Here is a 26,984-nt window from a genome sequence, read left to right as displayed (position 1 = left end):
ATGCGGGACGGATTTATCAAAGTGGCAGCGGGCACCCCGAAGATCCGGGTGGCGGACTGCCGCTATAACGCGGAACAGATCTTTACCATGATGCGGGAGGCGGACAAGCAGGGCGTCAAGGTCCTCTGCCTGCCGGAGCTGTGCCTCACCGGCTATACCTGTGGGGACCTGTTTTTGCAGGACACCCTGCTGTGTGGGGCGGAGGAGGGGCTTCAGACCATCCTGGAGGCCACTCGAAACTTGGATATGGTGACCGTGCTGGGCCTGCCGGTGCGGTGCAAATGGGACAACAAGCTGTATAACTGCGCCGCAGTCATCCAGAGCGGCGAGATCCTGGGACTGGTGCCCAAGACCTATCTGCCCAATTACGGGGAGTTTTATGAACAGCGGTGGTTTGCCTCCGGAGCGGGTGTGGAGACCAGTGTGGACCTGTGCGGGGAGACCGTGGACATGGACGCCGCGGGGCTCTTTGCCTGTGAGACAGTGCCCAACCTGGTCCTGGGCGTGGAGATCTGTGAGGACCTGTGGGCCACCGAGCCCCCCTCCGCCCGGCTGGCCCGGGGCGGGGCTACGGTGATCCTGAACCTGTCGGCCTCCAACGAGCTGGTGGGCAAGTCTGGATACCGCCGCAATCTGGTGGTGGGGCAGTCAGGGCGCCTGGTGTGCGGATATGTGTACGCCGATGCTGGGGAAGGAGAGTCCACCACCGACCTGGTGTTCACCGGCCACAACATGATCGCCGAGAACGGTGCCCTGCTGGCGGAGCGGCGCTTTGCCACGGGGCTCACCATCAGCGAGATCGATGTGGACCGGCTGGCCTATGAACGCCGCCGGATGACCACCTTCAACGGCCAGAGACAGGCGGATCTCTGGCGGGCCTCCTTCTCCCTGCCCCTGGAGGAGACACGGCTCACCCGGGCGGTCTCTCCCGCCCCCTTCGTCCCCGCTGATGCGGAGGACCGGGCGGAGCGGTGCAATGAAATTTTGAAAATTGCGGCCCTGGGCCTGAAAAAGCGTTTGGAGCATACCGGGGCCAGGACGGCGGTGGTGGGCCTGTCCGGCGGGCTGGACTCCACCCTGGCCATTCTGATCACCGCAGTGGCTATGAAGCTGCTGGACCGCCCGGCCAGCGATATCATCGCGGTGACCATGCCCTGCTTCGGAACCACCGACCGTACCCGGGATAACGCCGTGGAGCTGGCCGAGCGCCTGGGGGCCACCCTGAAGCGCATCGACATCGGCAGCGCGGTAAAGGTCCACTTCAAGGACATCGGCCAGTCCATGGAGGACCACTCGGTGACCTTCGAGAACGGCCAGGCCCGGGAGCGGACCCAGGTGCTCATGGACATCGCCAATCAGAACGGCGGGCTGGTCATCGGCACCGGCGACCTGTCCGAGCTGGCCTTGGGCTGGGCCACCTACAACGGGGATCACATGTCCATGTATGGGGTCAACGCAGGCATCCCAAAGACTCTGGTGCGCCATCTGGTGGCCTTCGTCTCCGACGACAAGGGCAGCGAGGACCCACGCCTGTCCGCCGTACTGGACGACATCCTGGACACCCCAGTCTCCCCGGAGCTGCTGCCCGCCATCGAGGGGAAGATCAGTCAAAAGACGGAGGACCTGGTGGGCCCCTATGAGCTCCACGACTTCTTCCTGTACTACGCCATCCGCTGGGGCTTCCCTCCCAGGAAGGTGTTCCGTCTGGCGGAGCACGCCTTGGGCCGGACCTACGACCGGGCCACCATCCTGAAGTGGCTGAACAGCTTTTACCGCCGGTTCTTCACTCAGCAGTTTAAACGTTCCTGCCTGCCAGACGGCCCCAAGGTGGGCTCTGTCACCCTGTCCCCCCGGGGCGACTGGCGGATGCCCAGCGATGCGGTGGCGGCGCTGTGGCTGGAGGAATTGGAGGGCCTGGAGTAAGAGCTCTCCCGATCCGCCGGCCGCCGCGGCCGGGGCACCGCGGGGGTCGGGCCGGGCGGGCCGCACTTTGCTGAAAAATTTATGGAGAGGACGTTGATCTGTTGAACCTTTATTTGGACCTGTTTCTGACCTTTGCCAAGGTGGGAGTATGTACCTTCGGCGGTGGCTACGCCATGCTGCCCATCCTCCAGCGGGAGGTGGTGGAGAAAAAGGGCTGGGTCACAGAGGAGGAAGTCACTGACTACTTTGCCATCGGACAGTGCACTCCGGGCATCATCGCCGTCAACACATCGGTTTTTATCGGCCACCGTCAGCGGGGGGTCCCAGGAGGAATTGCCGCCGCCCTGGGAGTGGTGTTTCCCAGCTTTGTGGTCATCACCATCATAGCCGCATTCCTCACAAAATTTGCGACCTATCCGGTGGTTCAGCACGCCCTGGCGGGCATCAATGCCGCAGTGGTGGCACTGATTGCAGTCAGCGTGCTCAAGCTGGGAAAGACAAATTTGAGGGGGAGACCCGCAATATGCATCTTTTTGGGAGTTCTGGTGCTGGGAGAGCTGTCCGGGCTGCTGGCTGTGGACCCGGCCACCCCGCTGGGAGCGGTGCTGGATCTCCTCTCCAATCCTGCATTCCTTGTGGTGGCAGCCGGAGCGACAGGCTGGCTGCTGGGCCGGGTGAAGCTCCCATCCCAAGGAGGTGAGGATACATGATCCTGCTGCGCCTCTTTTATGAGTTTTTTAAGACTGGTCTGTTCTCTGTGGGCGGGGGTATGGCTACGATTCCCTTTCTGCAGCATATGGGGGAGACCACCGGCTGGTTCACCAATCAGGATCTGACTACTATGATCGCGGTTTCCGAGTCCACACCGGGCCCGCTGGGGGTGAACATGGCCACCTATGTTGGCTACCAGACCGCTGGAGTCCCCGGGGCGCTTGTGGCAACGCTGGGGGTGATCACGCCGGGGGCCATACTGATCCTGATAATTGCGGGATTTTTGCAGAAGTTTCGGAGCAACCGGAGCGTGGAGGCGGTGTTTGCCGGGCTGCGTCCCGCCTCCACTGCGCTGATCGCGGCAGCGGGCCTGAGTGTGGCGTATTCAGTTTTTACGGCATCAGACGCCCTCTCACCGAACAGCTTTCCGGCCATTCAGTGGACAGCGGTGGTGCTGACGCTGGCGATGTTCGCAGCAATGAAGTGGACGCCCCTGAAAAAACTTCACCCTATCGCCTTTATTGCGGCAGGAGCGGCAGCCGGCATTTTACTTCAGCTCTAAACGAAAAAAGTGTCCTCTTCCCATGGCGGGAAGAGGGCACTTTCTTATTCCGCCTCTTCATCGGCGGACAGGGACTCATAGTTCAGATCCGACAGGGTCCGGGCCTTATCGGCTGAGATGAGGAAGAGGTCGCAGCCGGGGGCGGGTGCCTCCAGGGCGGCGTAGACGTAGCTGCCATCCTCGGTCTGGCCGCCGATGGCCAGGGTGAAGGTCTCGCCGGAGGTCAGGGAGACGGTGAGAAGGGAGGCGCCGTCCATGCCGCAGGCGGACAGCTCCTCCTGGTCCGCCTTAAAAGCGGAGCAGCTGTCCAGGTATAGGGTGGACAGGTCGTACAGCCAGTCCTCCAGCCCGACGGCCCCCTCGGGCAGCGGCTGCCCGTCCAGCGACCATAGGGTGATCTCCTCCGTCTCCGTGGTGGTCTCATAGATGGGCTCCCTGTTCTCGTCGGTCTCGCCGGTTTCGGTCTCCACCTCCGTCTCCCGGGTCTCCACAGCGGAAGTCAGCTGGCGGACAGTGCCGTCGCTCAGCTCCAGCTGGGCGGAGGTGATGTTCTTCTCGTCCAGGTCAGGCAGCTGGGGCAGCTCCATCAGGTCCAGCAGTTCGCTGTCCAGGGAGGAGGTGATGGAGCCGTCCACCGTGTAGACCTCCGTCCCCCCGTCGAGCATGGCGTACCGGTGGCTGCCCCCAGGGTCCAGGCTGCCCAGAAGCAGGGTGGTGGACTCCCCGGAATCAGTGCGGGCGGTGAGGGTGTAGGCGGGCTCCTCCAGGCCGTAGTCGGCCAGTGCGTCGGGTTCCGGAATGATCCGCTCCGCCTTCAGGGCGGCCAGGTCCTCTCGGAGGGCGTCCAGCTCCGTGCCGTTCACCGGGAACTCGCTGTCCCCGTCCCAGGTCCAGCCCGTCTCCTCCAGGGTGAAGGAGAGGGGGCCGTCCCCGGAATCAAAGGAGAGGGCGGTGACATCGCTGAGCTGGAGCACATAGTCGGCCTGGGCGGCCTCCCGCTCCTCCTCCCCCGCGTTCCAGACCCGCAGGGCGGCGTAGGCGCCCAGCCCGACGGCGAGGACACCGGCGAGAGCCAAAAGCTGTTTTGTCTGTCGGTTCATCACAGTTTCCTCCGCTTGATCCAGTAGGCCAGGCCGCCGATCAGGACCCCCAGGGGGATGACGGCCAGATAGAGGGTGCTCCACATGCCCGGGTTGAGAACGGTGTTATAGGTGATCTCCAGGCTCTTGGCGGGGATGGAGATGGCGGAGATGTCCTCCATGCCGGAGGTGGCCGCGTTGAGGAAGATGTCCAGGTTCACCATGCTGGGGTTGAAGGTGAGGATGCTCTGGTCCACTACGCTCTCGGTGGTGAAGACGGTGAGGCGGGCGGTGCCGCCGTCGGTCTCCTCCTCCGCCTGGGCGCCCAGGATATAGGTGCCGGTCTGCCCGCCGGCGTCGGAGTAGCCGCTCTCCGTGGTGGTCATGAAGGGGGTCACGGTGATGGTGTCACGGACCGGATCGCACTGGGTCATGCCGTGGGCGCCGTAGATCAGAGTCAGGTCGTCGTCCCCGAACTGAGCAGTGATGGGGCTGGAGGCGGACAGGGTGGCGCTGAAGTAGAAGCGGCCGTACTGGGCATAGTACCGGGCGGTGTCCCCGATATAGCCCTGGGCCATGGCGAGGCCGTAGTCGGCGAGGATGGCATTGAAGTTGGCCAGGTCCGTGCGGGTCAGCAGGATCATCACCTGGCCGCCCCCCTCCAGGTAGTCCCGAACCATCTGGGCCTCGTCGGCGGACAGGTCGGTCTGGGGCTGGTTGAAGACCAGCAGGGAGCAGTCGTCAGGCACCCCGTTGTCCAGCAGGAGGCTGACGGTGGAGGTAGACAGGTTGGCCTTGCTGATGGCGTCGGTGACCGAGCCGCCCAAGGCGCTCTCCCCGTGGTTTTCGGCGAGATAGAGGATGTGGCTGTTGTCTGAGGTGACGTAGTCCACCGCGGAAGTAAGCTGCCCCTCGGCGTCGAACTCGGAATAGGTATAGGTGCCATAGGTGTAGTAGGACATGAGATCGGCCACCAAAATGTCGGAGAAGGGGACCACCCGCTGCCTGCCGGTGTCGGCACAGCGGACCACGACAGTGTTCTGGTCTGCCTCATACTCCGTCAGGGCGGAGGGGTGCTCCACAGGGTCCACGAAGGAGAGGGAGAGATGGCCGGACAGGGCGGCATAGTTGTGCAGAAATTTGGTGATGCGCTGGTCCGTGGTGTCCTCGCTGGCCAGGACGACCAGCTCCACGTCCCGCTCCAGGGCGGAGAGGTAGTCCACAGAAGTGTCGCTGACGGTGTAGAGACTGTTGTCCGAGATGTCCCGCTCCACCAGGTCAGAGGGCAGCTGCCCCACCACCAGGTTGACCACCACGGCGATGGCCAGCACCACCGCAGTGGTAGCGGCGGAGGTGATCCCCTTCCGGCGCTGGAGGACCTGCACGGTGAGGAAGACGAAGACGGCCGCCATGGACAGATAGAGCAGCAGTCCCCCCAGATCGAACACGCTGTAATAGGCGAAGTTGTCCAGCACGCCCTGGAAGTCGAAGCTGGAGAGGAGCTGGGCCAGGGAGTCGGGGAGAAAGGACACCAGATCGGTCCACAGGTAGAGGACCAGCAGCGCGGCAAAGGTGCCCACGGCGGCGATGATCTGGCTCTCGGTGAGGGCGGAGACGAACATGCCTACGGCGATGTACACGCAGCCCATGCAGAAGAAGGCCAGGATAGCGGCGTAGTCCGCCGTCAGAGTGGCGGAGCCGTTCATGGCGATGATGAGCGGGCAGAAGCAGATCAGCAGGATGGGGACCAGCAGCACGGTGACCATGGCCAGATATTTGCCCAGGACGATGCCGGTGAGGGAGACGGGGGAGGTGAGCAGCAGCTGGTCGGTCTTGCCCCGCCGGTCCTCCGCCATGGAGCGCATGGTGAGGATGGGAACGGCCACCATGAAGATGATGGTGCAGCTGAGCAGGACATAGCCGAAGGAGGGGTAGCCGCCGAACAGGTTGTAGGCCATGAAGTAGATGCCTACAAAAAAGATGAGGATGGCGATGAACACATACCCCACCATGGAGGTGAAATAGGAGCGCAGCTCCCGCTTGTAGACCGCAGTCATGGCTCCGCCTCCTCTCCGTGTTTCGTGATGGCTGTCTCCGGAGCGGGAGCGGGCTCCGGCTCCGCCGAATCTCTGCGCCCGAAGGGGCGCCTGCGGCCGCCAGCCTGTCCGGCGGCGGAGGCGTCGGAGGTCAGCTCCAGGAAGATCTGCTCCAGGGACAGGGACTCCCGCCTCATCTCCAGGATCGGCAGGTCCGCCCCCGCACAGGCGTGGAAGACGGCCTCCCTGGGATCGGCCCCCTCCGCGGGAGTCAGGCGCAGCAGGGCAGCGCCCGCCTCCCCGCAGGGCAGCGGCGCCACCTCCGCTACGCCGGGGACGCCGGAGAGCAGGACCCGGCCTTCCTCCGGGGCGGCCTTGAGCAGCAGGGTGATGGCAGGGGTGCCTGCCAGCTCCCGCTCCAGCTGGGCCGGAGTGCCTTGGGCCACCAGCCGGCCGTGGTGGATGATAAAGATGTGGTCGCAGACCTCCTGGACCTCGGAGAGAATGTGGGAGCTGAGGATCACCGTGTGCTCCTGGGCCAGCTCCCGGATCAGGGCGCGGATCTCCAGGATCTGTTTGGGGTCCAGGCCTACAGTGGGCTCATCCAGGATCAGGATGTGTGGAAAGCCGATCAGCGCCTGGGCCAGCCCCACCCGCTGGCGGTAACCCTTGGAGAGGTTGCGGATCAGCCGGCCGGACACGTCGGCGGTCCGGGTCATCTCCAGGATGCGGTCCAGCTGAGCGGCCCGCTCTCCCCTGGGGATCCGCTTGAGCCCGGCGGCGAACTCCAGATACTCCCGCACCGTCATGTCCACATAGAGGGGCGGCTGCTCCGGCAGATAGCCGATGCAGGCCTTGGCCCCCGCCGGGTCCTGAGTCACACTGTGGCCGTCTACCCGGACCTCCCCTTCAGTGGGGGCGAGATAGCCGGTCATCATATTCATGGTGGTGGATTTCCCGGCGCCGTTTGGGCCCAGGAAGCCGCAGACGCAGCCCTTCTCCACTGTGAAGCTCAGGTGGTCCACCGCCAGATGGCCGCCGTACCGCTTCACCAGATTTTCTACTTCGATCACGGTCTAACCTCCCGTTCCAAATCAAAGATCAGGAACAGGATAACACCCAAAGCTGAAAGAAACCTGAAAGGCTGGCCGAAATTTTGTAAACATTTTGGGAACAAAAAGGGCGCGTCCCGGAACGAAAGTGTCCCAGGACGCGCTGAGAGCGGGAAGGGGCTGTCCAGGCAGGCTCAGCCCAGATAGGTGAGCACCGCCGTCTGGGCGGGGGTGTCTTGGGTCAGCTCCAGGACGTTGCCCTCATAGCGCACCACGCCGCTCTGAAGGGCGAGGAAATCCTCCACCGGACCGATGACCTCGTAGCCGAAGTCCTTGCCGCGGTAGTGCATGGGAACGACCACCCGGGGCTTGAGCTGGTCCACTACCGCCTTGGCCTGGCCGGCATCGATGGTGTAGAAGCCGCCCACCGGGATGAGCAGAGCGTCCAGACCGGACAGGGCCTCTGCCTGCTCCGGTGTCAGGCCGCAGCCCAAGTCTCCTAGATGGGCCACCCGAAGCCCCTCGGCAGAAAAGATGCGCATGGTGTTCGGGCCCCGCTTGGCGCCCTGAACCTCGTCGTGCCAGGTGGCCAGCTCTTCCACCTCCACGGCACAGGGCTTCCCGCTGAGGGCCACCGCGGCCCGGTTGCCGTGGTCCCGGTGCTCGTGGCTGCAATAGACGGCGTCAGCCTCCAGATGGAGGGGGGACAGACCGGGGACGGAGCCGTCCTCATAGGGGTCGATGACAAGGGTGCCCGCCTCAGTGGCCAGGGTGAAGCAGGAGTGGCCGTTCCAGATCAATTTCATTTCAAAATACCTCCTGATATGGGTTTGGATGGGCAAAATATGGAGAGGAATAATAAAATTATAGCACGCTTTTCTCCGTTTGAAAACAGAAAATCCAGGAGGCCCTTCTTTGAAGGCGGAAAAAGGCGGGAAGGCAGCTGCTGATGGGCGGATGGGCAGGGGAAGCGGCAGGTTGAGGGGAAGGAAAAGAAAACAAGGAGAGGAAAAAACAGAGAATCGGGAAAAAGAGAACGAAAATGCGCATAGAAGAACTTCAAAATTGCACTTGAAGCTATTTTGGGGGAAATTTTGATTTTTTTGCATTTTTTCGACCAAATTACAGTTGAATTTCCGGGCGAATTGGAATACAATGATAGCCGAAACGCGAGGTGGACCCATTGCTGAACATCGTATTGGTAGAGCCGGAGATCCCCCAGAACTGCGGGAACATTGCCCGGACCTGCGCCGCCACCCGCAGCCGCCTCCACCTGATCCGCCCTCTGGGGTTCGACATCAGTGAGAAGGCGGTGCGCCGGGCCGGGCTGGATTACTGGCCCATGGTGGACCTGCGGGTCTACGACGGACTGGAGCAGTTTTTTACCGAGCATCCCGCTCCCGACCTCTGGCTGGCCACCACCAAGGCGCCCCGAAGCTATGACCAGGCCCAGTTCCGGGATGGCTGCTACCTGTTCTTTGGCAAGGAGACTGCGGGCCTCCCCCTGGGCTTTCGGGAGGAGCACAGGGAGCGGTGCATCCGCATCCCTATGCGCCCTGACACCCGCAGCCTGAACTTGGCCAACTCTGTGGCAGTGGTGGCCTACGAGGCCCTGCGCCAGCTGGGCTTTCCCGGGCTGTCCGGGCAGGGCGAGATGGCGGAGGGGCTGTGACCTGTTTATTTCCCTTTCCCACGCCTGACGAGAAAGAAAGGAGCTCATAGAAGAATGAACTACAACAAGAAGACAGTGCGCGACATCGATGTGGCGGGCAAAAAGGTGCTGCTGCGGTGCGACTTCAACGTGCCCATGGCCAAGGACGGCAGCGGCGTCATCACCGACGACAAGCGCATCCGTGCCGCCCTGCCCACCATCCAGTATCTGCTGGAGCAGAACGCTGCGGTGGTCGCCTGCTCCCACATGGGCAAGCCCAAGGGCGAGGTCAAGCCCGAGCTGTCTCTGAAGCCGGTGGCCGCCCGCCTGAGCGAGCTGCTGGGCAAGCCGGTCATCATGGCGGAGGACGTGGTGGGCCCCGATGCCCAGGCCAAGGCCGCCGCCCTGAAGCCCGGCGAGATCCTGCTGCTGGAAAATACCAGATTTGAGCCCGGCGAGACCAAGAACGACCCCGCCCTGGCCAAGGCCATGGCCTCTCTGGCCGACGTGTACGTGTCCGACGCCTTCGGCGCGGTCCACCGCGCCCATGCCTCCACCGCCGGCGTGGCCGACTACCTGCCCGCTGTGTCCGGCTTTCTCATCCAGAAGGAGCTGGAAGTTATCGGCGGCGCCCTGGCCGATCCCAAGCGCCCCCTGGTGGCCATCCTGGGCGGCTCCAAGGTATCCAGCAAGATCGGGGTCATCAACAACCTGCTGGAGATCGCCGACACCATCATCATCGGCGGCGGCATGGCCTACACCTTCTCTGCCGCCCAGGGCGGCAAGGTGGGGGACTCCCTGCTGGAGGCCGATTGGGAGAGCTACGCCAATGAGATGGTCCAGAAAGCGGCGGCTAAGGGCGTGAAGCTGCTTCTGCCGGTGGACACCGTGTGCGCCGACGCCTTTGCACCCGACGCCAACAGCCAGGTGGTCAAGGCCGGGGAGATTCCCGACGGCTGGCAGGGCCTGGACATCGGACCCGAGACCGTGAAGCTGTACTGCGGCGCCGTAGCCGGCGCGGGCACAGTGATCTGGAACGGCCCTATGGGTGTGTTCGAGTTCCCCGCCTTTGCCAAGGGGACTGAGGCGGTGGCCGAGGCTCTGTCAAAGACGGACGCCATCACCATCATCGGCGGCGGCGACTCCGCGGCCGCAGTGCAGCAGCTGGGCTATGCCGACAAGATGACCCACATCAGCACCGGCGGCGGCGCCAGCCTGGAATTCATGGAGGGCAAAGAGCTGCCCGGCGTAGCCTGCCTGCTGGATAAATAAAGAACTGCCCGGGCAGCTCCGGGAACCCGCGCGAGCCCAGCGAAATGGGGATGGGCTTTCACCGGCAGGCGAAAGTGAAAAATATGGCGCATGCTTTGACGACGCTGAGATACAGGAAAGAGGGATCGTGCATGAACAAAAAAATGAGAAATATCCTTCTGACCATTCTGGGGGTCCTTCTTGTAGTGATGCTTTTAAGTTTTGCGGCGTAGTGCGGGACAAATCACAGCTGGGAAGCCAAGATCCGGGCAGACTAGGCTCAAGTGTGTAACAAACTAGGAAGAGAAGGAAAAATAGAAAGGGGCTTTACCGCCATGAACAGAAGATATCGCAAGACCATTATTGCCGGAAACTGGAAGATGAACAACACCCTCTCCCAGACCAAGCAGTTCGCCGAGGAGATCAAGCCCATTATGCCCCGGGGAAAGTGGTGCAACGTGGTCCTGTGCGTCCCGGCCGTCAATATCACCACCGCCGTCCGCCTGTTCAAGGACTGCCACATCGCCATTGGCGCGGAGACCTGCCACTATGAGGACCACGGCGCCTATACCGGTGAGATCACTGCGGAGATGATCAAGGAGGCGGGGGCCAAGTATGTTATCATTGGCCACTCTGAGCGCCGCCAGTACTACAACGAGACCGACTTCACCGTCAATAAGAAGGTCCACGCCGCCCTGGAGGTGGGGCTGAACCCCATCGTCTGTGTGGGCGAGAGCCTGGAGCAGCGGGAGCTGGGAGTGACCATGGAGCTGATCGCCTATCAGGTGAAGGCTGCCTTGGCCGGCGTGCCCGCCGACAAGATGCGCCATGTGGTCATCGCCTATGAGCCTCTGTGGGCCATCGGCACCGGCAAGACCGCCACCGCCGAGCAGGCTGGTGAGGTGTGCCAGGCTATCCGTGCTGTCATCCGCAAGCTGTACGGCGCCCATGTGGCCCGCTCCGTCACCATCCAGTACGGCGGCTCCATGAACGCCAAGAACGCCGCCGAGCTGCTGGCCCAGCCCGACGTGGATGGCGGCCTGATTGGCGGAGCCTCCCTGAAGCCTGCGGACTTCGTGGAGATCATCAACGCGGCAAACCAGGAGTAAGCGAGCCGTCCATGCCGGATGGGTCCCCAACGAAAGCCCAGCGCAGCGGGTTTTGTTGGGAGAGGCGGAGCGGGGGAGCGGCAGGCATTTTGCCTCTCCCCATCCCGCACCATCGAAACACACGGAGAGGAAGACACGGAATGCGGAGCGGGAGCCTGCTCTTCATGCCCCTTCCCTCTGGATTCTCTCAAGAAAGGGTTTCTATGAAAACACCAACAACTTTGATCATCATGGACGGCTTTGGCCTGGGCCCCAAATATCCGGGCAATGCGGTGGAAAATACGCCGAAGCCCCATCTGGAGAATATCTTCAAGGAGTGTCCCGGGTGCCGCCTGTCTGCCTCCGGCCTGGACGTGGGCCTGCCTGAGGGGCAGATGGGCAACAGCGAGGTGGGCCACACCAACATCGGCGCGGGCCGGGTGGTATTCCAGGACCTGCCCCACATCAGCCGGGACATCGACAGCGGGGAGTTCTTCAAGAATCCTGCCTATTTGGAGGCCATGGAGCACTGCCGGGAATGGGGGACCGCCCTGCACCTGATGGGCCTGCTGTCCGACGGCGGCGTCCACAGCCACATTACCCACCTGTTCGCCCTGGTAAAGATGGCCAAGGAGCAGGGGCTGGAGAAGGTGTATGTCCACTGCTTCCTGGATGGCCGCGACGTGCCCCCCAGCTCTGGAAAGAGCTATGTGGAGCAGCTCCAGGCCAAGCTGGATGAGCTGGGCACCGGCAGGATCGCCACCGTCATGGGCCGCTACTACGCCATGGACCGGGACAAGCGGTGGGACCGGGTGCAGCGGGCCTATGATGCCATCGCCCTGGGGGAGGGGATCTTTGAGGAGAACCCCGCCGCCGCTGTCCAGAAGTCCTATGACTCCGGCGTCACCGACGAGTTCATGGAGCCGGTGGTCTGCGCCAAAGGGGCTCAGGTCCGGGACAACGACTCCATCATCTTCTACAACTTCCGCCCCGACCGGGCCCGGGAGATCACCCGCTGCTTTGTGGATGAGGACTTTCAGGATGTGGAGCGGAAAAAGGGCTTCGTCCCGGTGGATTTTGTCTGTACCACCGAGTACGACGCTACCATGCCCAATGTGACGGTGGCCTACCCCCGGCAGAAGCTGGAGAACATCTTCGGCGAGTATATCAGCAAGCTGGGGCTGACCCAGCTGCGCATCGCTGAGACGGAGAAGTATGCCCACGTCACCTTCTTCTTCAACGGCGGCGTTGAGACGGTCTTTCCCGGGGAGGACCGGGTGCTCATCGCTTCCCCCAAGGTGGCTACCTACGACCTCCAGCCGGAGATGAGCGCCTATCAGGTGACGGAGGAGGCGGTCAAGCGCATCGAGAGCGGAGCCTATGATGTCATCATCCTGAACTTTGCCAACTGCGACATGGTGGGCCACACCGGCGTGTATGAGGCTGCCTGCAGGGCGGTGACTGCCGTGGACGAGTGCGTGGGCCGGGTGGTGGAAGCCACCTCCCGCATGGGCGGCGTCTCTCTCATTACCGCCGACCACGGCAATGCCGAGCGGATGGCGGACGAGGATGGGGAGCCCTTCACCGCCCACACCACCAACCTGGTGCCCTTCTATATCGTGGGGGCCAGCGTCCGCCTGCGGGACGGCCGCCTGGCCGATATCGCCCCCACCATGCTGGACCTGATGGGCCTGGAAAAGCCCAAGGAGATGGACGGGGAGACTCTGATCGTCAACTGACGGACTGGGCCCCCGCTGGACCGATGCACCGGTGCGGAGCTGCTGCACAGGGCATATACGCTCCGGGCGGGAGGACCCGCCCATAAAAGAAAAAAGGAGACTGATTATCATGAAGCAGATCATTGAGATCGTAGACGTTTTGGGCCGCGAGATCCTGGACAGCCGGGGCAACCCCACCGTGGAGGTGGAGGTCTACCTGGAGGACGGCACTGTGGGCCGCGCCGCGGTCCCTTCCGGCGCCTCCACCGGCATCTATGAGGCCTGCGAGCTGCGGGACGGCGACAAGGGCCGTTACCAGGGCAAGGGCGTGGTGACCGCGGTGAACAACGTGAATACCGAGATCGCTGAGGCCCTCATCGGCACCAACGTGCTGGACCAGGTGGCCATCGACAAGATGCTCATCGACCTGGATGGCACTCCCAACAAGAGCCGCCTGGGCGCCAACGCTATCCTTGGCGCCTCCCTGGCCTGCGCCAAGGCCGCGGCAGAGAGCCTGGGTGTCTCCCTGTACAGCTACATCGGCGGGACCAACGCTAAGATGCTGCCTGTGCCCATGATGAACATCCTAAACGGCGGTGCCCATGCCACCAACAACGTGGAGATCCAGGAATTCATGATCATGCCCGTGGGGGCCCCCAGTTTCCATGAGGCTCTGCGCATGTGCACTGAGGTGTTCCACACTTTGAAGAACACCCTGAAGGAGAACGGCACCCCCGCCGCCGGTGTGGGCGACGAGGGCGGCTACGCCCCCAACCTGAAGAAGGACGAGGATGCCCTGAAGGTCATCGTGAAGGCCATCGAGGAGGCCGGCTACAAGCCCGGTGAGGACTTCAAGATCGCCATCGACGCCGCCTCCTCCGAGTGGTGGGACGAGGAGCAGAAGTGCTATATCCAGCCCAAGTCCGGCAAGAAGCTGACCCAGCAGCAGCTGGTGAACATGTGGAAGAAGTTTGCCGACACCTACCCCATCGTCTCCCTGGAGGACGGCATGGCCGAGACCGACTGGGAGGGCTGGGCTATGCTGACCCGTGCCATCGGCGACAAGGTCCAGCTGGTGGGCGACGACCTGTTCGTCACCAACGTGGAGCGCCTGGCCACCGGCATCGAGAAGAAGGTGGGCAACTCCATCCTCATCAAGGTCAACCAGATCGGCACCCTGACCGAGACCCTGGATGCCATCCAGATGGCAAACCGGGCCGGCTACACCGCCATCGTGTCCCACCGCTCCGGGGAGACCGAGGATACCACCATCGCCGACATCTCCGTGGCTACCAACGCCGGTCAGATCAAGACCGGGGCCCCCAGCCGCACCGACCGAGTGGCCAAGTACAACCAGCTGCTCCGCATCGAGGAGGAGCTGGGCGACATCGCGGAGTACCCCGGCATGAAGGCGTTCTTCAACCTGAAGTAAGTTTTCAAATTTTGCTGCAAAGCCGCCCAATCGGGCGGCTTTGCTCTTCCTGTCGTCCAGCTCCTGGGGGCCCCATCGCAGATGGGGCGCGCCGTGCACTGGGAAGCGGCGACGGCCATCCAGTCCCTTCTGTGCCGCCGGACTGTACTTTTTGTTCCAGCTGTGGTATGATGCAGCAAGACCATTGAAGAAAAGGAAGGACCGCTATGTACATCGACCCCACCGTCTACCAGGGACGCCCCTCCGATGACCGTATCCCCCAGGAGCTGGCTGTCTACGACAAACTGGAAGAGCTGGGCATCTCCTTCACCCGGGTGGATCACGACCATGCCGACACCATGGAGGACTGCCTGCTCATCGAGCGGACCCTGGGGGCCCGCATCTGCAAGAACCTGTTTCTGTGCAACCGGCAGCAGACTGACTTTTACCTGCTGATGATGCCGGGGGACAAGCCCTTCAAGACCAAGGACCTCTCCCCGCTGCTGGGCTGCTCCCGACTCTCTTTTGCCGGCCCGGAGCATATGGAGCGCCTGCTGCGCACCATCCCCGGCTCGGTGAGCGCCCTGGAGCTGATGTTCGATACGCAGGCACAGGTACGGCTGGTCATCGACCGGGACCTGCTGAAGGACCGGTATCTCAGCGGACACCCGGGGATCTCCACCTCCACCCTGTGCCTGGAGCGGGAGGAGATGATCCGCTTCGTGGAGGCCACCGGCCATACCCCCACCTATCTGGACCTGCCGGACCCGCGCCTGTCGGAGCAGGGCGGAGGTCTGTAACGAAATCGTAGCCGTTTTGTCTCTCTTTGCCACCGGTTTGCAAACCTTTCGCAACCCCTTTTTCCCCTGGCTCTGGTATGATGGAGGCAGAAGGAAAAAGGGGCTTTCCTTTTGCCCCGAGCCATGCTGGAAGAGAGGAGGATCAGGATGAAGAAGACCCGCGTATGGCCCGCCCTGCTGGCGGCCCTGGTGATCCTGGCGGGATGCGCCGCCGCTCCGCCGGAGGAGAGCGATCCGCCGACAGAGGAGTTCGTCTTTACCCGGGAGAATATGCCCCGGCTCAACGGGTCCACCTCCGCCGTCCCCCTGGCGGAGGCGGTGTGCTCCGTCCTGCTGGGAGAGAGCCGGGAAGAGGTGGCCGATCTGGTCCAGTTCTCCCGCACCACCGCCTCCTATGAGGCACTTATGGCGGGGGAGGCCGACCTGCTGCTGGCCGGCGAGCCAGAGCAGGCGGTGATGGAGCGGCTGGAGGCGGGGGACCGGTGGCTCCTGACCCCCTTCGCCACCGACGCACTGGTCTTTGTAGTCAACGCGGACAACCCGGTGGACGGCCTGACCACGGAGCAGCTCCAAAAGATCTATACCGAGGAGATCACCAACTGGAGCCAGGTGGGGGGCGAGGACCGGGACATCATCCCCTTCCAGCGCAACCCGGAGGCAGGGAGCCAGGCCCTGATGAAGAAGCTGGTGATGGACGGCCTGGAGATGATGGAGCCTCCGGTAGACTACACGGCGGGCTCCATGTCCTCTCTGCTGGAGGGGGTGCGGCAGTATGACAACAGCCCCGCCGCCATCGGCTACACCGTCTACTACTATGCCCACGATATGGAGATGGCCCAGGGACTGAAGCTGCTCTCCATCGACGGGACCGCCCCCAGCCCGGACACCATCCGCAGCGGGGAATATCCTTTCCTCAATCCTTACTACGCTGTCATGGACAAGGACGAGGCGGAGGACAGCCCCGCCCGCATCCTCTACGACTGGCTGCTGGGAGAGGAGGGCCAGTCCCTGGTGGCCCAGGAGGGCTATGTGTCCATTCTGGAACAGGAGGGGTGAATATGAGAGGGCGCGGCGCGGCCTGGGTCCTGGCCCTGGTGCTGCTGGCGGGGTGCGCCCCCGCCCCGGCGGCGGAGCCCCCGGAGGAGCCGGAGGTCCGGGTGCGGACCCACTGGGAGGCTCTGGAGACCCGGGCGGGGTCCCTCCCCGACGTGGAGACTCCGTGGCCGGGCGGGATCGGGGAGGATCTGATCCCCGGGGAGGACTACGGCCCCCTCTACCCCTATGCGGGGACAGTCATCAATGCGGCAGAGTGGGAGGGGGGTCCCTTTCGCTATGACAGTTTGACCTACGGCCTGATGACCCGGGCGGGGGAGCTGGTGACGGAGTCGGTGTACACCCGGGTGGAGGTCCCTACCTATTACGACAGAGAGGGGACGGATGTCTTTCTCCCCCTGCTGGTGCTGAAAAAGTCGGTGGGAGAGGGAGGCTGGCCCTATGGGGACGGCACCCTTTTGGCGGTGGCCGCCCGGGACGGCAGCTGGCGCACCCCCGCCCGGTGGTGGACCTATGCCGCCGGGGCGGAGGGCCTGATCCTCTACGGGCCGGAGGGGGTCTGCTGGCTGGGCACGGACGGGACCGTCCAGGGGGAGTGGCCCTGGGAGGAGCTGGTGGCCGTTCCGGAGATGGCGGCCGAGGTGATGAACTGGGAGCGGCTGATGTTCGAGCCGACCTGGCGGGATGACTTGGTGTGGATGGGCTGGACCGACGAGAGCCGGAGCCGGAATCGGCTGCTGGACCTGTCTCTGGGCCGGGTGCGGGAGGAGGAGCCGGGGGAGTGGCGTGCCATCCAGGACACCTGGCTCGTGGGCCGGGGGGAGGGCTACACCTACTTTGACGGGGAGGATACCTTCGACGGCAGCTGCACCCGCCTGGAGATCGGCGGGCAGATCTGTGAGATCCCCTACGGCGGCACCGAGCTCTACTGCACCCTGAAGCGGGGCCTGCTCTTTTTCAATGACAGCAGCTCCCGGCAGAGCTCTCCGTCCGGGGCGGTCTACCGCCTGGACGGCATGCCGGTGGTGGAGGCCGGGACCTATACATCCATCTCCCTCGTGCGGGACGAGATGGGGGAGGAGGGGCCCGTCCTGCTGATGGGAGAGCGGACTGACGGGAGCTGTGACCTGCTGGATGAGGACGGAGCGCTGTGGATGGAGGATGTGCCCTCCTATACTTACCCTTACCTTACAGGTGAGATCCTGCAGCTGGAGGAGAAGGTCTCCGGCCGGCAGGTGGTGAGCTGCTATGACACAAGGACGGGAGAGCTCCTCTACCGCCGCACTCTGGGCCTGGGGGACGACCAGCAGGAGCCCTTGGAGGACTGGTGAGCCTTGACAGGGGGACGGACAGGAGGGATCCATTCTGGCGGCATGGAGACTGCATAAGATCACGCGCCCCGGAGGAAAGCCTCCGGGGCGCGCGTGTCATACTTTGCAGATGATCATCAGACGCTTTGGCGGATCAGCGGAGCGGGACGCAGTGCCAGAGAATCAGGCGCCAAACTGGATCAGGACCTGATCGTCCCGTTCGAAGGCGGAGGCACTGTAGTAGCGGGCGGTCACAGCGCCGTCTTCGTCCCGCTCACAGCGGTAGTGCTCCAAGAAGTCCCACAGCATGGGGATCTCGGAGGTCAGGCAGTTGTGGGGGCGGTACAAGCTGTTGGTGTACTGGACCAGGGGAATGTCCTGTCCATTGATCCAGGTATAGGTCTCGAAACGGTCATAGGGGCCTGTGACGGTGAAAACAGGCTCGGAGACAGGCACGCCGAAGGTGGTGACTGTTCCGTCAGCGGCGTAAACCGCCGGGGTGTACACAAAGCCGTTGACTCGCAGGAAATACTGTGCCCAGTCGTCTGTGCGGTTCCAGCGGTCGTCATAGGGGGTGCCGGTGTCATCTTTGCCATTGCCCTCGCCATTGATCAGGTAAGTGGGGATGGGCTTGTCAGAGTGGGCGTCGGGATAGTCCTGATAGAAAGAGGTGGAGGCTACAGCGGCGTAGTAATCCGGGGTCTCCTGGGCAAACTGCTGAGATTCCATAGAGCCCATGGACTGGCCGGTGCTGTAGATCCGGCTGAGATCAAACTGGAATTTGCCGGAGTCATTCCAACCCTCCAGGAGATCCAGCATGGCGTGGTAGCAGGCATCCACATCGGCGGGGGTGACAGCGACAGAGGTGTTGTAGGCTTCGTTGGTAAAAATCAGCGCGATGCCGTTTTGGTTTGCAGTTTCCCACCAGCAGGTGGAGTCAAAGAAGATGATGTTGGTCTGGCTGCCGCCAGCCCAGACGGTGATGACAGGGGCGCCGTCGGGCTGGAGTTCGGATGCGTTGTCAGGGATGTAGAACAGGATCTCGCGGGGCTCGCCCTCGATGTCCACGATGGTGCAGATCATTGTGGCGGTCGCGCCATCGGGCATAGTGACCTTCTGTTCAGCATAGCGGTCAGGGGACTTGTGGGCGTTGACGATCACGTCGGTATAATCCCCCCGCAGCATCAGGGCATTTCCGTAGGCGGAAGTGTTGTCATAGCGGGTGTAGCAGGTCAGGAAATCATGGATCTCCCGGCCGGAGAGGGACTGTCGGCTGTCCACAGCCACCTTGGAGATGGGGCCCGCATACTGGGTCTGCCAGGCGTCAGAGTCCCCGGCCTGGACATATACGGTGCCGTAGTCGGCGTTCTGGGTGCCGGAAGGGGAGCAGTCGTTGGCAGTCTTCCAATACTGAAGGCTGTGGTCCGCGGCATCATAGTTGACGAACCAAGTGGGAACAGGGATGTCCTGATTGGTGATCATCTGATCGCCGCGGGCCGCCAGGCGGCTCTTCACATTCTCTGTGATGTCATAGCCGTTGGTGCCTACCGCATAGACCTGGCTGCCTACTTCGGACAGATATGCCTCGCCGGCGCTGACGCCGTTCAGATACACCTGAGCGATGACGAAGATGGGATTTTTGGCTGACCAAGCCTCCAGAGGGGCACACCCTTCACCATAGCCTACAAAATACCACTCGCCAAAGGCGGACCAGTAATTTTTGTTTTTGTCAGGCGCGTTGGGATCGGCCTCGTCGGCCACAGGCGTGTTCAGCCAGGAGAGAGCGGCAGTCAAGAAAGGCAACTCTTCCTCCACGGACCCCCAGCCGCCGCTGCCGGGGGCCAGCACAAACAGACATTCGCCGTTTTCTTCCGCCAAATCGAACCAGCCATTTTCCATCAGAAATTGGGTGGGATCGACCTTGTCGGGCAGGGCGATCACGTAAAAATAGGGCCGACAGGAGGCATGCTCGGAGATATAGATGTAGGCCTCTCGCTGGGCCGAGTTCCCCTGGAGATCGGGATAGGTCAAAGTCTTGCTGAAATAGCCCGTCATGGGCAGCTGGTTGGCATCGGAGTAATCAAAGGCGGGGGCCGGTACGCCATCCAGCGAGATGGGGCCTGTGGAGGTGGTAGACACAGAGACTGCCTTGGAACCTGCATCCCAGGAGACCGGCATGTTGTAAGCCTGGGCCAGATAAGCGAGGGGGACGTACAAGGTCCCATCCCGCAGAGCAGGGACAGTGTCCATCTCAGAGCCGGAAAAAGTGGCATCGCTACCGGTGAAATAGGTGCTGACGCCGTTCCGGGTGAACTGTACTCTGGAGCCTTCCTGCTTCTGAGTCAGTCCCAGAGCGTCCGCGATATCCGGCGAGACCATGGTGCGGTCGTTTTGATCAATGTATGCGGCGGACTGTACCGTCTTGCCGTCTACCTGCACAGAAACACTGCCCTCTGCCGAGGCGGAGGAGATGAGCCCCAGGGCAAGAGACACACCGAGGGTAAGGCCAAAGAGATGTTTGATCGATTTCCTCATGAAGATGCTCCTTTCAGATAGATCCCTGGATTTGTGCTGTTTAAATAAAAAGTGGAGAGATATAAATAAATTATATCACGGATAAAATAAACTTTAACTCTAATTTTTGCATAAATTCATGAAAGATATAAATGAATTCAAGACAAAGAGGGAGTAAAAAGCGGCGCCCCGGAGGATTCCCTCCGGGGCGCGGGCTCGTATGTCATACTTTGCGGATGATGCCCATTGGGGTGCACTCACTGGACTGACCCAAGGGGTTGTCCCCCAGGATCCTGGCCAGCAGGGCCATGGAGGGCTCCTTCTGGGAGCAGCCCAGGATGTTGGCCCCCAGGTCGTTGATGTCCACGATTGCCACCGGGTGGCCCAGAGCCTGGGCCAGCCTGCGGGAGGTACCCATGGGGTCGGCGGGGGTGAGGACCACGTAGTGGTCATAGGGAGGGATGGTGCCCTCGGTGGGGCCGTCGATGCCCCGGGCCTTGGGCCCGGCCACGATGTAGAACCAGCCCTTCCGGCGTAACAGCTTGCCAATGACGCTGCAGAAGGCGGCGAACAGGATGCGCAGGGTGCCGCACTCCCGCAGGGCCATCTCCATAGTCTCCGGGATGCCCAGACCGATGCCGGCGGGGGTCTTGGTCACATAGCGGCTGAGGGTGACGGCCAGCTTCCGGGGCTTGATGTCCTCCATGGGGATGGCCCGGTTCTGGGTGCAGGCCACCGCCTTCTCGGAGATGAAAAGAATGTCCCCCTCCTGCATCCGGTCCTTGGCGTAGCGGACCACCACGTCGGCCATGTCGTCAGTGTTGGTGATCAGGTGGGTCTTTACCGGGATACGCTGGTAGTCCACCCCGTCCACCGTGCGGACCAGCTGCTTGCCGGGGTTTGCGGAATAGGTGCTCTGTTCTTCGCTCATGGAGATGCTCCTCTCAGGCGGCAGTCCTGCCGCTGCGTTGTATCAAGGTAAGGATGCCCAGTTTTCCAGGGCATCCAGTCCTGTGCGTTGATTTGATTTTCCTATTATATCACCAGGGGCTCCTGTTTTCCACGCTTTGGCGCAAGTTTTCCCGCTTATTCGCCGATCTCTTCCGGCAGAGGGCGGCGGCGGTGCTCCACCGGGCCCCACTCGGGCAGGGGGAGGCGCTGCATGGAGCCGAAGACCCGGGACTTGAGTCCGGGGTAGCGGCCCTGGAGCTCGTAGATCAGCTCCTTGATCTCCTGGCGCTTGGTGTTGCCGTTGGCAGGGCAGGGGTTCTCCACCACCGGGAGAGAGAGGCGCCGGGCGGTGTGACGCACCAGATTCTCCCCGCAGTAAAGCAGGGGGCGGATCTGGGTGATCTGAGTCCGGTCCAGCCAGGTGACAGGCTGGAAGCAGGACAGGCGGCCCTCAAAGATGAGGGACATGAAAAAGGTCTCCACTGCGTCATCGTAGTGGTGGCCCAGTGCGATCTTGTGGATGCCCCGCTCCAGCAGGGCACTGTGGAGGGCCCCCCTCCGCATCTTGGCACACATGGAGCAGGGGTTTTTCTCCTTCCGCACATCAAAAATGATGTGCTGGATCTCACTGCCGAGGATGGTGTAGGGGACCTCCATCTCCCGGCACAACTGGGCAATAGGAGAAAAGTCCATCCCGGGCCGGCCCTCTGCCGCCCCCATGTCCAGGGTGAAGGCCTCCACTGTGAAGGGGATGGGGTAGAATTCCCGCAGCTTGGCCAGCGCCACCAGAAGGGTGAGGGAGTCCTTGCCGCCGGAGACCCCCACCGCCACCCGGTCGTCAGGCTGTATCATGTCGTAGTCCTCCACACAGCGGCGGACCAGAGAAAGGATTCGGTTCATAGGGCCTCCTTTTCAGGTTTTTTCCTCATTTTCACAACTTTTTTCAAAAAATAAAATTCAAATTGAAAATGAGATAAAAAGAGATAATAACAGAAAACAAGAGAAAACGGGAGATTATGAAATAGAAATTAAAAAAGATGGAAAAACCCGTTGACATTGGGATTCCCAAATACTATAATACAAAACGCTCCGCTTGTACAGGGGAGCGACTGATTTTGTCTGCAAAATGATTTTTCAGATAAGGAAAGAAAATGGAGGTCTCACCTATGTCCACTTTTATGGCCAACAAGGGGAACATCGTGCGTAAGTGGTACGTCCTCGATGCTGCTGGCAAGCCTCTGGGCAAGACCGCTGCCGCCGCCGCCAACCTGCTGCGGGGCAAGCTGAAGCCTGAGTACACCCCCCACACCGACTGCGGCGACTTCGTCATCATCATCAATGCGGAGAAGGCCGTCCTCACCGGCAAGAAACTGGAGCAGAAGTATTACCGCACCCACTCCGGCTGGATCGGCGGCCTGAAGGAAGTGCAGTACAGCACCCTGATGCGGGAGCGCCCCGAGCTGGCCATGAAGCTGGCTGTCCGCGGCATGATGCCTCGCAATGTGATCAGCAAGGATTCCATGTCCCGCCTGAAGATCTATCGCGGCGGTGAGCATGAGCACGCCGCTCAGAAGCCTGAGCTGTGGGCTCTGTAAGCAAGGAGGTAGACGAGCATGTATAAGAGCAAGAAGCCTTATTTCTATGGCACTGGCCGTCGGAAGTCCTCCGTGGCCCGCGTTCATCTGTTCCCCAACGGCACTGGCGCCGTGACCATCAACGGCCGCGACATCGATGAGTATTTCGGCCTGGAGACCCTGAAGCTGCTGGTCCGCCAGCCCCTGGTGACCACCGGCAGCGAGGGCAAGTTCGACATCGTGGCCACCGTCTCCGGCGGCGGCGTCACTGGCCAGGCCGGTGCCATCCGCCACGGTGTGGCCCGCGCCCTGCTGCTGGCTGACGAGAATAACCGCGCCGCCCTGAAGGCCGCCGGCTTCCTCACCCGTGATCCTCGTATGAAGGAGCGCAAGAAGTACGGTCTGAAGGCCGCCCGCCGTGCGCCCCAGTTCAGCAAGCGCTGATTTTTTCCTACAAGTGCTCCCAGAGGGACGCCGCAGAAGCGGCGTCCCTCTTTTGTAGCAAACAAAGTTACTTTTTAAGCAGTAAATTTTTAAAAAAGTGGGCCCAACATTTAAGAAGAACTTTTAGCGCTGTATTTGAAAGGAACAACAAAAGGTTCCCCTGGGGCTAAAATAAGACCACGTTGTAATGAATTTGTAATATAGGGATAAATATCTTCAGGTTCTCCACAGTGGGCTGCTACAGTGGGACAGTCATAAGTACCATAATGAAAAGGAAGCAAATAGGCCTTTGGAAAATGATTTGCCAGTACAATAGCAGATGTGTGGTTCAAGTGATACTCGCAGGTAGAAACATCCAGCGCCAAAACATCAATATCTGAGAGAGAAAGATGATATTCCATCAGGCGCGTATCTCCCGGAAAGTAGAGACGACCCTCCGGTGCATCTATAAGAAAGCCACAGCATTCTCCCATCCGGTAGGGAGGGCCACCCCGCTCTAAGTCCTTAAGCTGCCAGGGATGGTCAGCAGGAACAGAATGTATCTGGACTCCGGAAATATCCATATGTTCATGAATACGCAGAATCTGAATATTTTCATGAGGAACACCGAGTCGAACAAGACGTTCAAAGACACGCAAAGTGCCTACCATAGTAATATTTTTTTTTGCCAGCGCCAGTGCTGTACCAGGGCCTAGGTGATCTGCGTCAGCATGGGTATAAAGGATGATAGATCGATCAGGAATTAAGTCAGGATCCAGAGGGAGGGTGACTTTGAGCGGTAGGCCAGACTCGCTGCGGGAGGCATCGCCTGATGCTGTCATAAGAACAGGGTCGATCAAAATACAAGTTCCATGACAGTTAATCAAAAAGCCAGCCCCAGACAACCAGTAAATGGTAGTGCTTCCGGTATTACAGAAATCGTATGCCGTCATAATGCGGGATGGTTTGCGAATATTTTTCATAATAAAAAATTCTCCTTCCGGCATCCGAGCAATTATTTCCCAGCAGCATCGATAGCAGCAAGGTAGTCATCTACCAGATCTGCACCCACATCTTCCCGGATCATATCGTAAACAGGCTGGGCTTTCTCACGCATCTGAGATAAGGTAGTATCATCTAAGTCGATAATGGTTACGCCAGTATCTCGGACAGCCTGAAGGTTGGCCTCCTCTGCCGTTTGGCCCAATTGAGTACCATACTGGCCAATTTCAACAAAGCACTCATTCAGAATTTCCTGCAAGTCGCTGGGCAGGCTATCCCAGGTGTCTTGGTTCATTAGCAGAGTTGCGACAAATACATTGTGTTTGGTGTTGATGACATAGTCCTGCTGCTCATAGAACTTTGAACTCAGAAAAATATCCAAAGGATTTTCCTGTGCATCTACCAACCCCTGCTGCAAACCGATATAGAGCTCACTAAAATCGAGCGGGGTTGCAGTAGCACCGAGGGAATTCCAATAGGCCATATGATAAGGATTGGTCATAGTACGAATTTGAATACCGGAAAAATCATCAATACTGTCGATGGCCTGGCTGCACGACATATAGCGAAATGCGGTTGGAAATATCTGGCACAAATGCAGGCCTGTATTATCAAAGCTAGGGATCATTTTTTCGGTAAAGTCAGAGAGTACAGTCTGCGCCTGAGTAATATCTACATAGGTGTTTGGAAGGTCAAAGAGGGCAAGATCCGGAACAAAAGTGACCTGGGGTGCAGTATTGCCGATCACCATAGTAATACTACCCAGTTGGACCCCCTCTACTAGTTCGCTGTCTGATCCTAACTGAGAATCAGGATAGCAGGTCACCGTGATTCGACCATCAGTGCGCTCTGTAATGAGGTCGGCCGCGTATTGCATGGTTTGTCCAATTGTAGAATCTTTGGTAGCGGAGGTACCTATTGTAAAGTTATATTCCCCAGAGGAAGAAGCTGTTGAAACAGAGGAGCCTGAGACCGCAGGATTGGTGGGCGCATTGGAGGAACAGCCGCTGAGGATGAGTGCGGCAGACATAGCCAGAGCAAATATTTTTTTCATATAAATTACTCCTTATAAAAAATAGAGATTTAAACTAAGCACAGGGAAATGGATGGAACAAATGTAATCAAAATCAGAGCTACAAGAAATGCAAGGATAAAGGGCACGACCTTTCGGCTGATCTCCATAATGGGGGCCCCATTTGTGGAACTGGCTACAAACAGATTCAGACCGAAAGGAGGAGAAGCAAGGCCGACAGCTAGATTACACACCATGATAATGCCAAGATGAACAGGATCTATACCGAACTGCTGGGCGATAGGCATAAGTAGCGGGGAGAGAATAAGAATGGCGGGTGCACCGTCAATAAACATACCTAAGATCAGGAGTACTATATTAAGTAAAATAAGGAAAGAAATGCGACTGGAAATTATACCAGAAAGGAAGGAAGCCAAGACCTGTGGGGCATTGAGCATGGTCAGGATCCGGCTGAAAGCAGTTGCAAGAGCGAGCAATGCACAAAGAGGCGCGCAGGCGTGGACCGACTCCAGCATAAGAGTCCAAAGTTGCTTTAGGGAAATGGTGCGGTAAATAAAGACAGAGACCAGAGCAGCATATACAACAGAAATACAGGCTGCTTCTGTGGGGGAGAAGATGCCGCTGTATATTCCTCCCAAAATAATTACAGGGGAAAGCAAAGCCCAGAAGGCGCTGCGTAGTACCTGAAAAATTGTTCGGCGGTGGAGCTGCTCATAGTTTTTGCGGATCTTTTCCTTATCTTCCCCGTGAACACGGCAGTAAATGTAACAATACAGCATTAGGCATCCACCAATAAGACATCCGGGCAGGATTCCTGCCATAAATAGGGAGGTAACAGAGGTACCAGTGACAAGGGCGTAATTAACAAATGAAATGCTGGGAGGAATAATTAAGCCCAGGCCTCCAGCGGTGGCCACCATTGCGGAACAGAACGCCTTATCATAACCAAGAGAGACTAACAGAGGAATGGCCATAGCTCCTACAGCGGCACAGGTTGCCGGACCAGAACCGGAGATTGCACCGTAAAAAAGACAGGTCGCAATCGTAGCACATAACAGACCGCCAGTTTTATTTCCTAAGAAATAGGAGAATACATCGAAGAGCTTTCCGGAGATCCCCCCCTGAGCCATCATAGTACCCGAAATAATGAATAAGGGAATGGCTAGAATAGGAGTGGAATCAATGCCTACCACCATTGTCCGGATAATATAGACAAAATCAGCTGAGAAACTTGAGTCTATTAAGGCGGGAACACAGGAAGAGAGACCCATAGCAATGGCTACCGGAAAGGAGAGGATTAGGAACAAAATAAATGCCAAAAACATAGCCGCTGTCATAAGGATAATACCTCCCCTTTTTTAAAATGCCCTGCGAGAGCACGCCAGATACGCTGTGCTGTACGGAAAAGGGCCAATGCGAAACCGACCGTAGTAGAAAGATAAATATAAAAATATGGAATACCTAACGCGGCACTTACTCGGCCAGTCTCTCTCATTGATTGAAGCAAGTCAAAAGAGTATAAAAGCATGATGAGAAAAAATGCTGCTGAGATTAGGATAACTATAACCTGAAGTACATCCCAAGCTTTTTTCGGCAGTACCTCTTTGATAATATCTAACCGAAGCATAGAGTCATGCTGAATACAGTAACCAAAGGTTAAAAAGGTAATATAAACGAAACAGTAGCGGCTAAATTCTTCCGGCCAAGATAAGGAGTGCTGAAATACATATCGCATTACAATTTGAAGAAGCATAACGAATGTAATTGCAATTAAAAACAGTGCGATTAGATACTCTTCCAAATGCTGATTCAGGGCGCGTAAAAATTTTTTAAACATGCAGA

At 59.8% G+C, this 26,984-nt stretch carries 25 protein-coding genes; 14 read left to right on the top strand and 11 right to left on the bottom strand.

Annotated elements, in window-relative coordinates; all coding sequences use genetic code 11:
• From L9O85_RS14010 to L9O85_RS14000, 3 genes are all read left to right on the top strand, one after another.
• Complete coding sequence (locus L9O85_RS14010; protein ID WP_050623244.1) at positions 1-1,923, top strand: NAD(+) synthase; 1,923 nt, start codon at positions 1-3, stop codon at positions 1,921-1,923.
• 101 nt (positions 1,924-2,024) lie between these two features.
• Entirely contained in the window at positions 2,025-2,633 is a 609-nt protein-coding gene (locus L9O85_RS14005) for a chromate transporter (RefSeq protein ID WP_301578977.1), read from the top strand.
• Positions 2,630-3,196 carry a chromate transporter gene (locus L9O85_RS14000; protein ID WP_050623246.1) on the top strand — a complete coding sequence of 189 codons (567 nt, stop codon included), beginning with the start codon at positions 2,630-2,632 and terminating at the stop codon, positions 3,194-3,196. The genes L9O85_RS14005 and L9O85_RS14000 overlap by 4 nt, the downstream gene beginning before the upstream one ends.
• A 44-nt stretch (positions 3,197-3,240) precedes the next feature.
• Here the strand turns inward: L9O85_RS14000 and L9O85_RS13995 are convergent, their stop codons facing one another.
• The 4 genes from L9O85_RS13995 to L9O85_RS13980 form a co-directional block, all read right to left on the bottom strand.
• On the bottom strand, positions 3,241-4,296 hold the full coding sequence (locus tag L9O85_RS13995) for a DUF4340 domain-containing protein (RefSeq protein WP_301578975.1): 1,056 nt from the start codon (positions 4,294-4,296) through the stop codon (positions 3,241-3,243).
• The gene (locus L9O85_RS13990) at positions 4,296-6,332 is read right to left on the bottom strand and encodes a DUF7088 domain-containing protein (protein WP_077138693.1); all 2,037 of its coding nucleotides are present in this window, start codon (positions 6,330-6,332) and stop codon (positions 4,296-4,298) included. The genes L9O85_RS13995 and L9O85_RS13990 overlap by 1 nt, the downstream gene beginning before the upstream one ends.
• Positions 6,329-7,384, bottom strand: coding sequence for an ABC transporter ATP-binding protein (locus L9O85_RS13985; RefSeq protein ID WP_301578973.1), 1,056 nt, complete (start codon positions 7,382-7,384; stop codon positions 6,329-6,331). Before L9O85_RS13985 ends, L9O85_RS13990 begins: the two co-directional genes overlap by 4 nt.
• Positions 7,385-7,557: 173 nt before the next feature.
• Positions 7,558-8,169: an MBL fold metallo-hydrolase gene (locus tag L9O85_RS13980; protein ID WP_050623248.1), complete on the bottom strand. Its 612-nt coding sequence runs from the start codon at positions 8,167-8,169 to the stop codon at positions 7,558-7,560.
• Between the two features lie 109 nt (positions 8,170-8,278).
• Here L9O85_RS13980 and L9O85_RS13975 point away from each other — a divergent pair, with 109 nt between their 5' ends.
• From L9O85_RS13975 to L9O85_RS13935, 9 genes are all read left to right on the top strand, one after another.
• Positions 8,279-8,461 carry a hypothetical protein gene (locus L9O85_RS13975; RefSeq protein WP_050623249.1) on the top strand — a complete coding sequence of 61 codons (183 nt, stop codon included), beginning with the start codon at positions 8,279-8,281 and terminating at the stop codon, positions 8,459-8,461.
• 85 nt (positions 8,462-8,546) lie between these two features.
• Positions 8,547-9,035, top strand: coding sequence for a tRNA (cytidine(34)-2'-O)-methyltransferase (locus L9O85_RS13970; protein ID WP_301578972.1), 489 nt, complete (start codon positions 8,547-8,549; stop codon positions 9,033-9,035).
• Between the two features lie 54 nt (positions 9,036-9,089).
• Positions 9,090-10,286 (top strand): phosphoglycerate kinase, encoded by a 1,197-nt coding sequence (locus L9O85_RS13965; protein ID WP_256183141.1) that lies wholly within the window; start codon positions 9,090-9,092, stop codon positions 10,284-10,286.
• 314 nt (positions 10,287-10,600) lie between these two features.
• Positions 10,601-11,374 carry a triose-phosphate isomerase gene (gene tpiA / locus L9O85_RS13960; RefSeq protein ID WP_050623252.1) on the top strand — a complete coding sequence of 258 codons (774 nt, stop codon included), beginning with the start codon at positions 10,601-10,603 and terminating at the stop codon, positions 11,372-11,374.
• A gap of 203 nt (positions 11,375-11,577) precedes the next feature.
• On the top strand, positions 11,578-13,092 hold the full coding sequence (gene gpmI, locus L9O85_RS13955) for a 2,3-bisphosphoglycerate-independent phosphoglycerate mutase (RefSeq protein ID WP_301578970.1): 1,515 nt from the start codon (positions 11,578-11,580) through the stop codon (positions 13,090-13,092).
• A 109-nt stretch (positions 13,093-13,201) separates the two neighbouring features.
• A complete protein-coding gene (gene eno / locus L9O85_RS13950) occupies positions 13,202-14,503 on the top strand; it encodes a phosphopyruvate hydratase (RefSeq protein WP_050623254.1) in 1,302 nt (433 codons plus the stop codon).
• 206 nt (positions 14,504-14,709) lie between these two features.
• Positions 14,710-15,282 carry a prolyl-tRNA synthetase associated domain-containing protein gene (locus L9O85_RS13945; RefSeq protein WP_050623255.1) on the top strand — a complete coding sequence of 191 codons (573 nt, stop codon included), beginning with the start codon at positions 14,710-14,712 and terminating at the stop codon, positions 15,280-15,282.
• Between the two features lie 147 nt (positions 15,283-15,429).
• Positions 15,430-16,338, top strand: coding sequence for a PstS family phosphate ABC transporter substrate-binding protein (locus tag L9O85_RS13940; protein WP_276758013.1), 909 nt, complete (start codon positions 15,430-15,432; stop codon positions 16,336-16,338).
• A 2-nt stretch (positions 16,339-16,340) separates the two neighbouring features.
• Positions 16,341-17,666 carry a hypothetical protein gene (locus tag L9O85_RS13935; RefSeq protein WP_276758010.1) on the top strand — a complete coding sequence of 442 codons (1,326 nt, stop codon included), beginning with the start codon at positions 16,341-16,343 and terminating at the stop codon, positions 17,664-17,666.
• 162 nt (positions 17,667-17,828) lie between these two features.
• On the opposite strand, the gene L9O85_RS13930 is transcribed toward L9O85_RS13935, so the two are convergent.
• From L9O85_RS13930 to L9O85_RS13920, 3 genes are all read right to left on the bottom strand, one after another.
• On the bottom strand, positions 17,829-20,180 hold the full coding sequence (locus tag L9O85_RS13930; RefSeq protein WP_301578966.1) for a stalk domain-containing protein: 2,352 nt from the start codon (positions 20,178-20,180) through the stop codon (positions 17,829-17,831).
• A 202-nt stretch (positions 20,181-20,382) separates the two neighbouring features.
• Positions 20,383-21,090 (bottom strand): coenzyme F420-0:L-glutamate ligase, encoded by a 708-nt coding sequence (locus L9O85_RS13925; protein ID WP_256182272.1) that lies wholly within the window; start codon positions 21,088-21,090, stop codon positions 20,383-20,385.
• 155 nt (positions 21,091-21,245) lie between these two features.
• Positions 21,246-22,010: a tRNA 2-thiocytidine biosynthesis TtcA family protein gene (locus L9O85_RS13920; RefSeq protein ID WP_108980340.1), complete on the bottom strand. Its 765-nt coding sequence runs from the start codon at positions 22,008-22,010 to the stop codon at positions 21,246-21,248.
• Between the two features lie 266 nt (positions 22,011-22,276).
• Here L9O85_RS13920 and rplM point away from each other — a divergent pair, with 266 nt between their 5' ends.
• Positions 22,277-22,705: a 50S ribosomal protein L13 gene (gene rplM / locus L9O85_RS13915; RefSeq protein ID WP_301578963.1), complete on the top strand. Its 429-nt coding sequence runs from the start codon at positions 22,277-22,279 to the stop codon at positions 22,703-22,705.
• Positions 22,706-22,723: 18 nt separating this feature from the next.
• A complete protein-coding gene (rpsI, locus tag L9O85_RS13910) occupies positions 22,724-23,128 on the top strand; it encodes a 30S ribosomal protein S9 (protein ID WP_050623262.1) in 405 nt (134 codons plus the stop codon).
• A 110-nt stretch (positions 23,129-23,238) separates the two neighbouring features.
• Here the strand turns inward: rpsI and L9O85_RS13905 are convergent, their stop codons facing one another.
• The 4 genes from L9O85_RS13905 to L9O85_RS13890 are packed head-to-tail and all read right to left on the bottom strand — an operon-like array spanning position 23,239 to position 26,979.
• Complete coding sequence (locus L9O85_RS13905; RefSeq protein WP_276758605.1) at positions 23,239-24,090, bottom strand: MBL fold metallo-hydrolase; 852 nt, start codon at positions 24,088-24,090, stop codon at positions 23,239-23,241.
• 32 nt (positions 24,091-24,122) lie between these two features.
• Positions 24,123-25,163: a TRAP transporter substrate-binding protein gene (locus L9O85_RS13900; protein WP_276758603.1), complete on the bottom strand. Its 1,041-nt coding sequence runs from the start codon at positions 25,161-25,163 to the stop codon at positions 24,123-24,125.
• Between the two features lie 29 nt (positions 25,164-25,192).
• Positions 25,193-26,479, bottom strand: coding sequence for a TRAP transporter large permease (locus L9O85_RS13895; protein ID WP_276758601.1), 1,287 nt, complete (start codon positions 26,477-26,479; stop codon positions 25,193-25,195).
• Positions 26,476-26,979, bottom strand: coding sequence for a TRAP transporter small permease (locus L9O85_RS13890; protein WP_108980344.1), 504 nt, complete (start codon positions 26,977-26,979; stop codon positions 26,476-26,478). Before L9O85_RS13890 ends, L9O85_RS13895 begins: the two co-directional genes overlap by 4 nt.
• Positions 26,980-26,984 lie beyond the last annotated feature (5 nt).

Origin of the sequence: Lawsonibacter asaccharolyticus (assembly GCF_022453915.1) — a bacterium.
Lineage (GTDB): Bacteria > Bacillota > Clostridia > Oscillospirales > Oscillospiraceae > Lawsonibacter > Lawsonibacter asaccharolyticus.
Note: the sequence above shows the minus strand (reverse complement) of the source record. Positions and strands in the feature narration are given on the sequence as shown.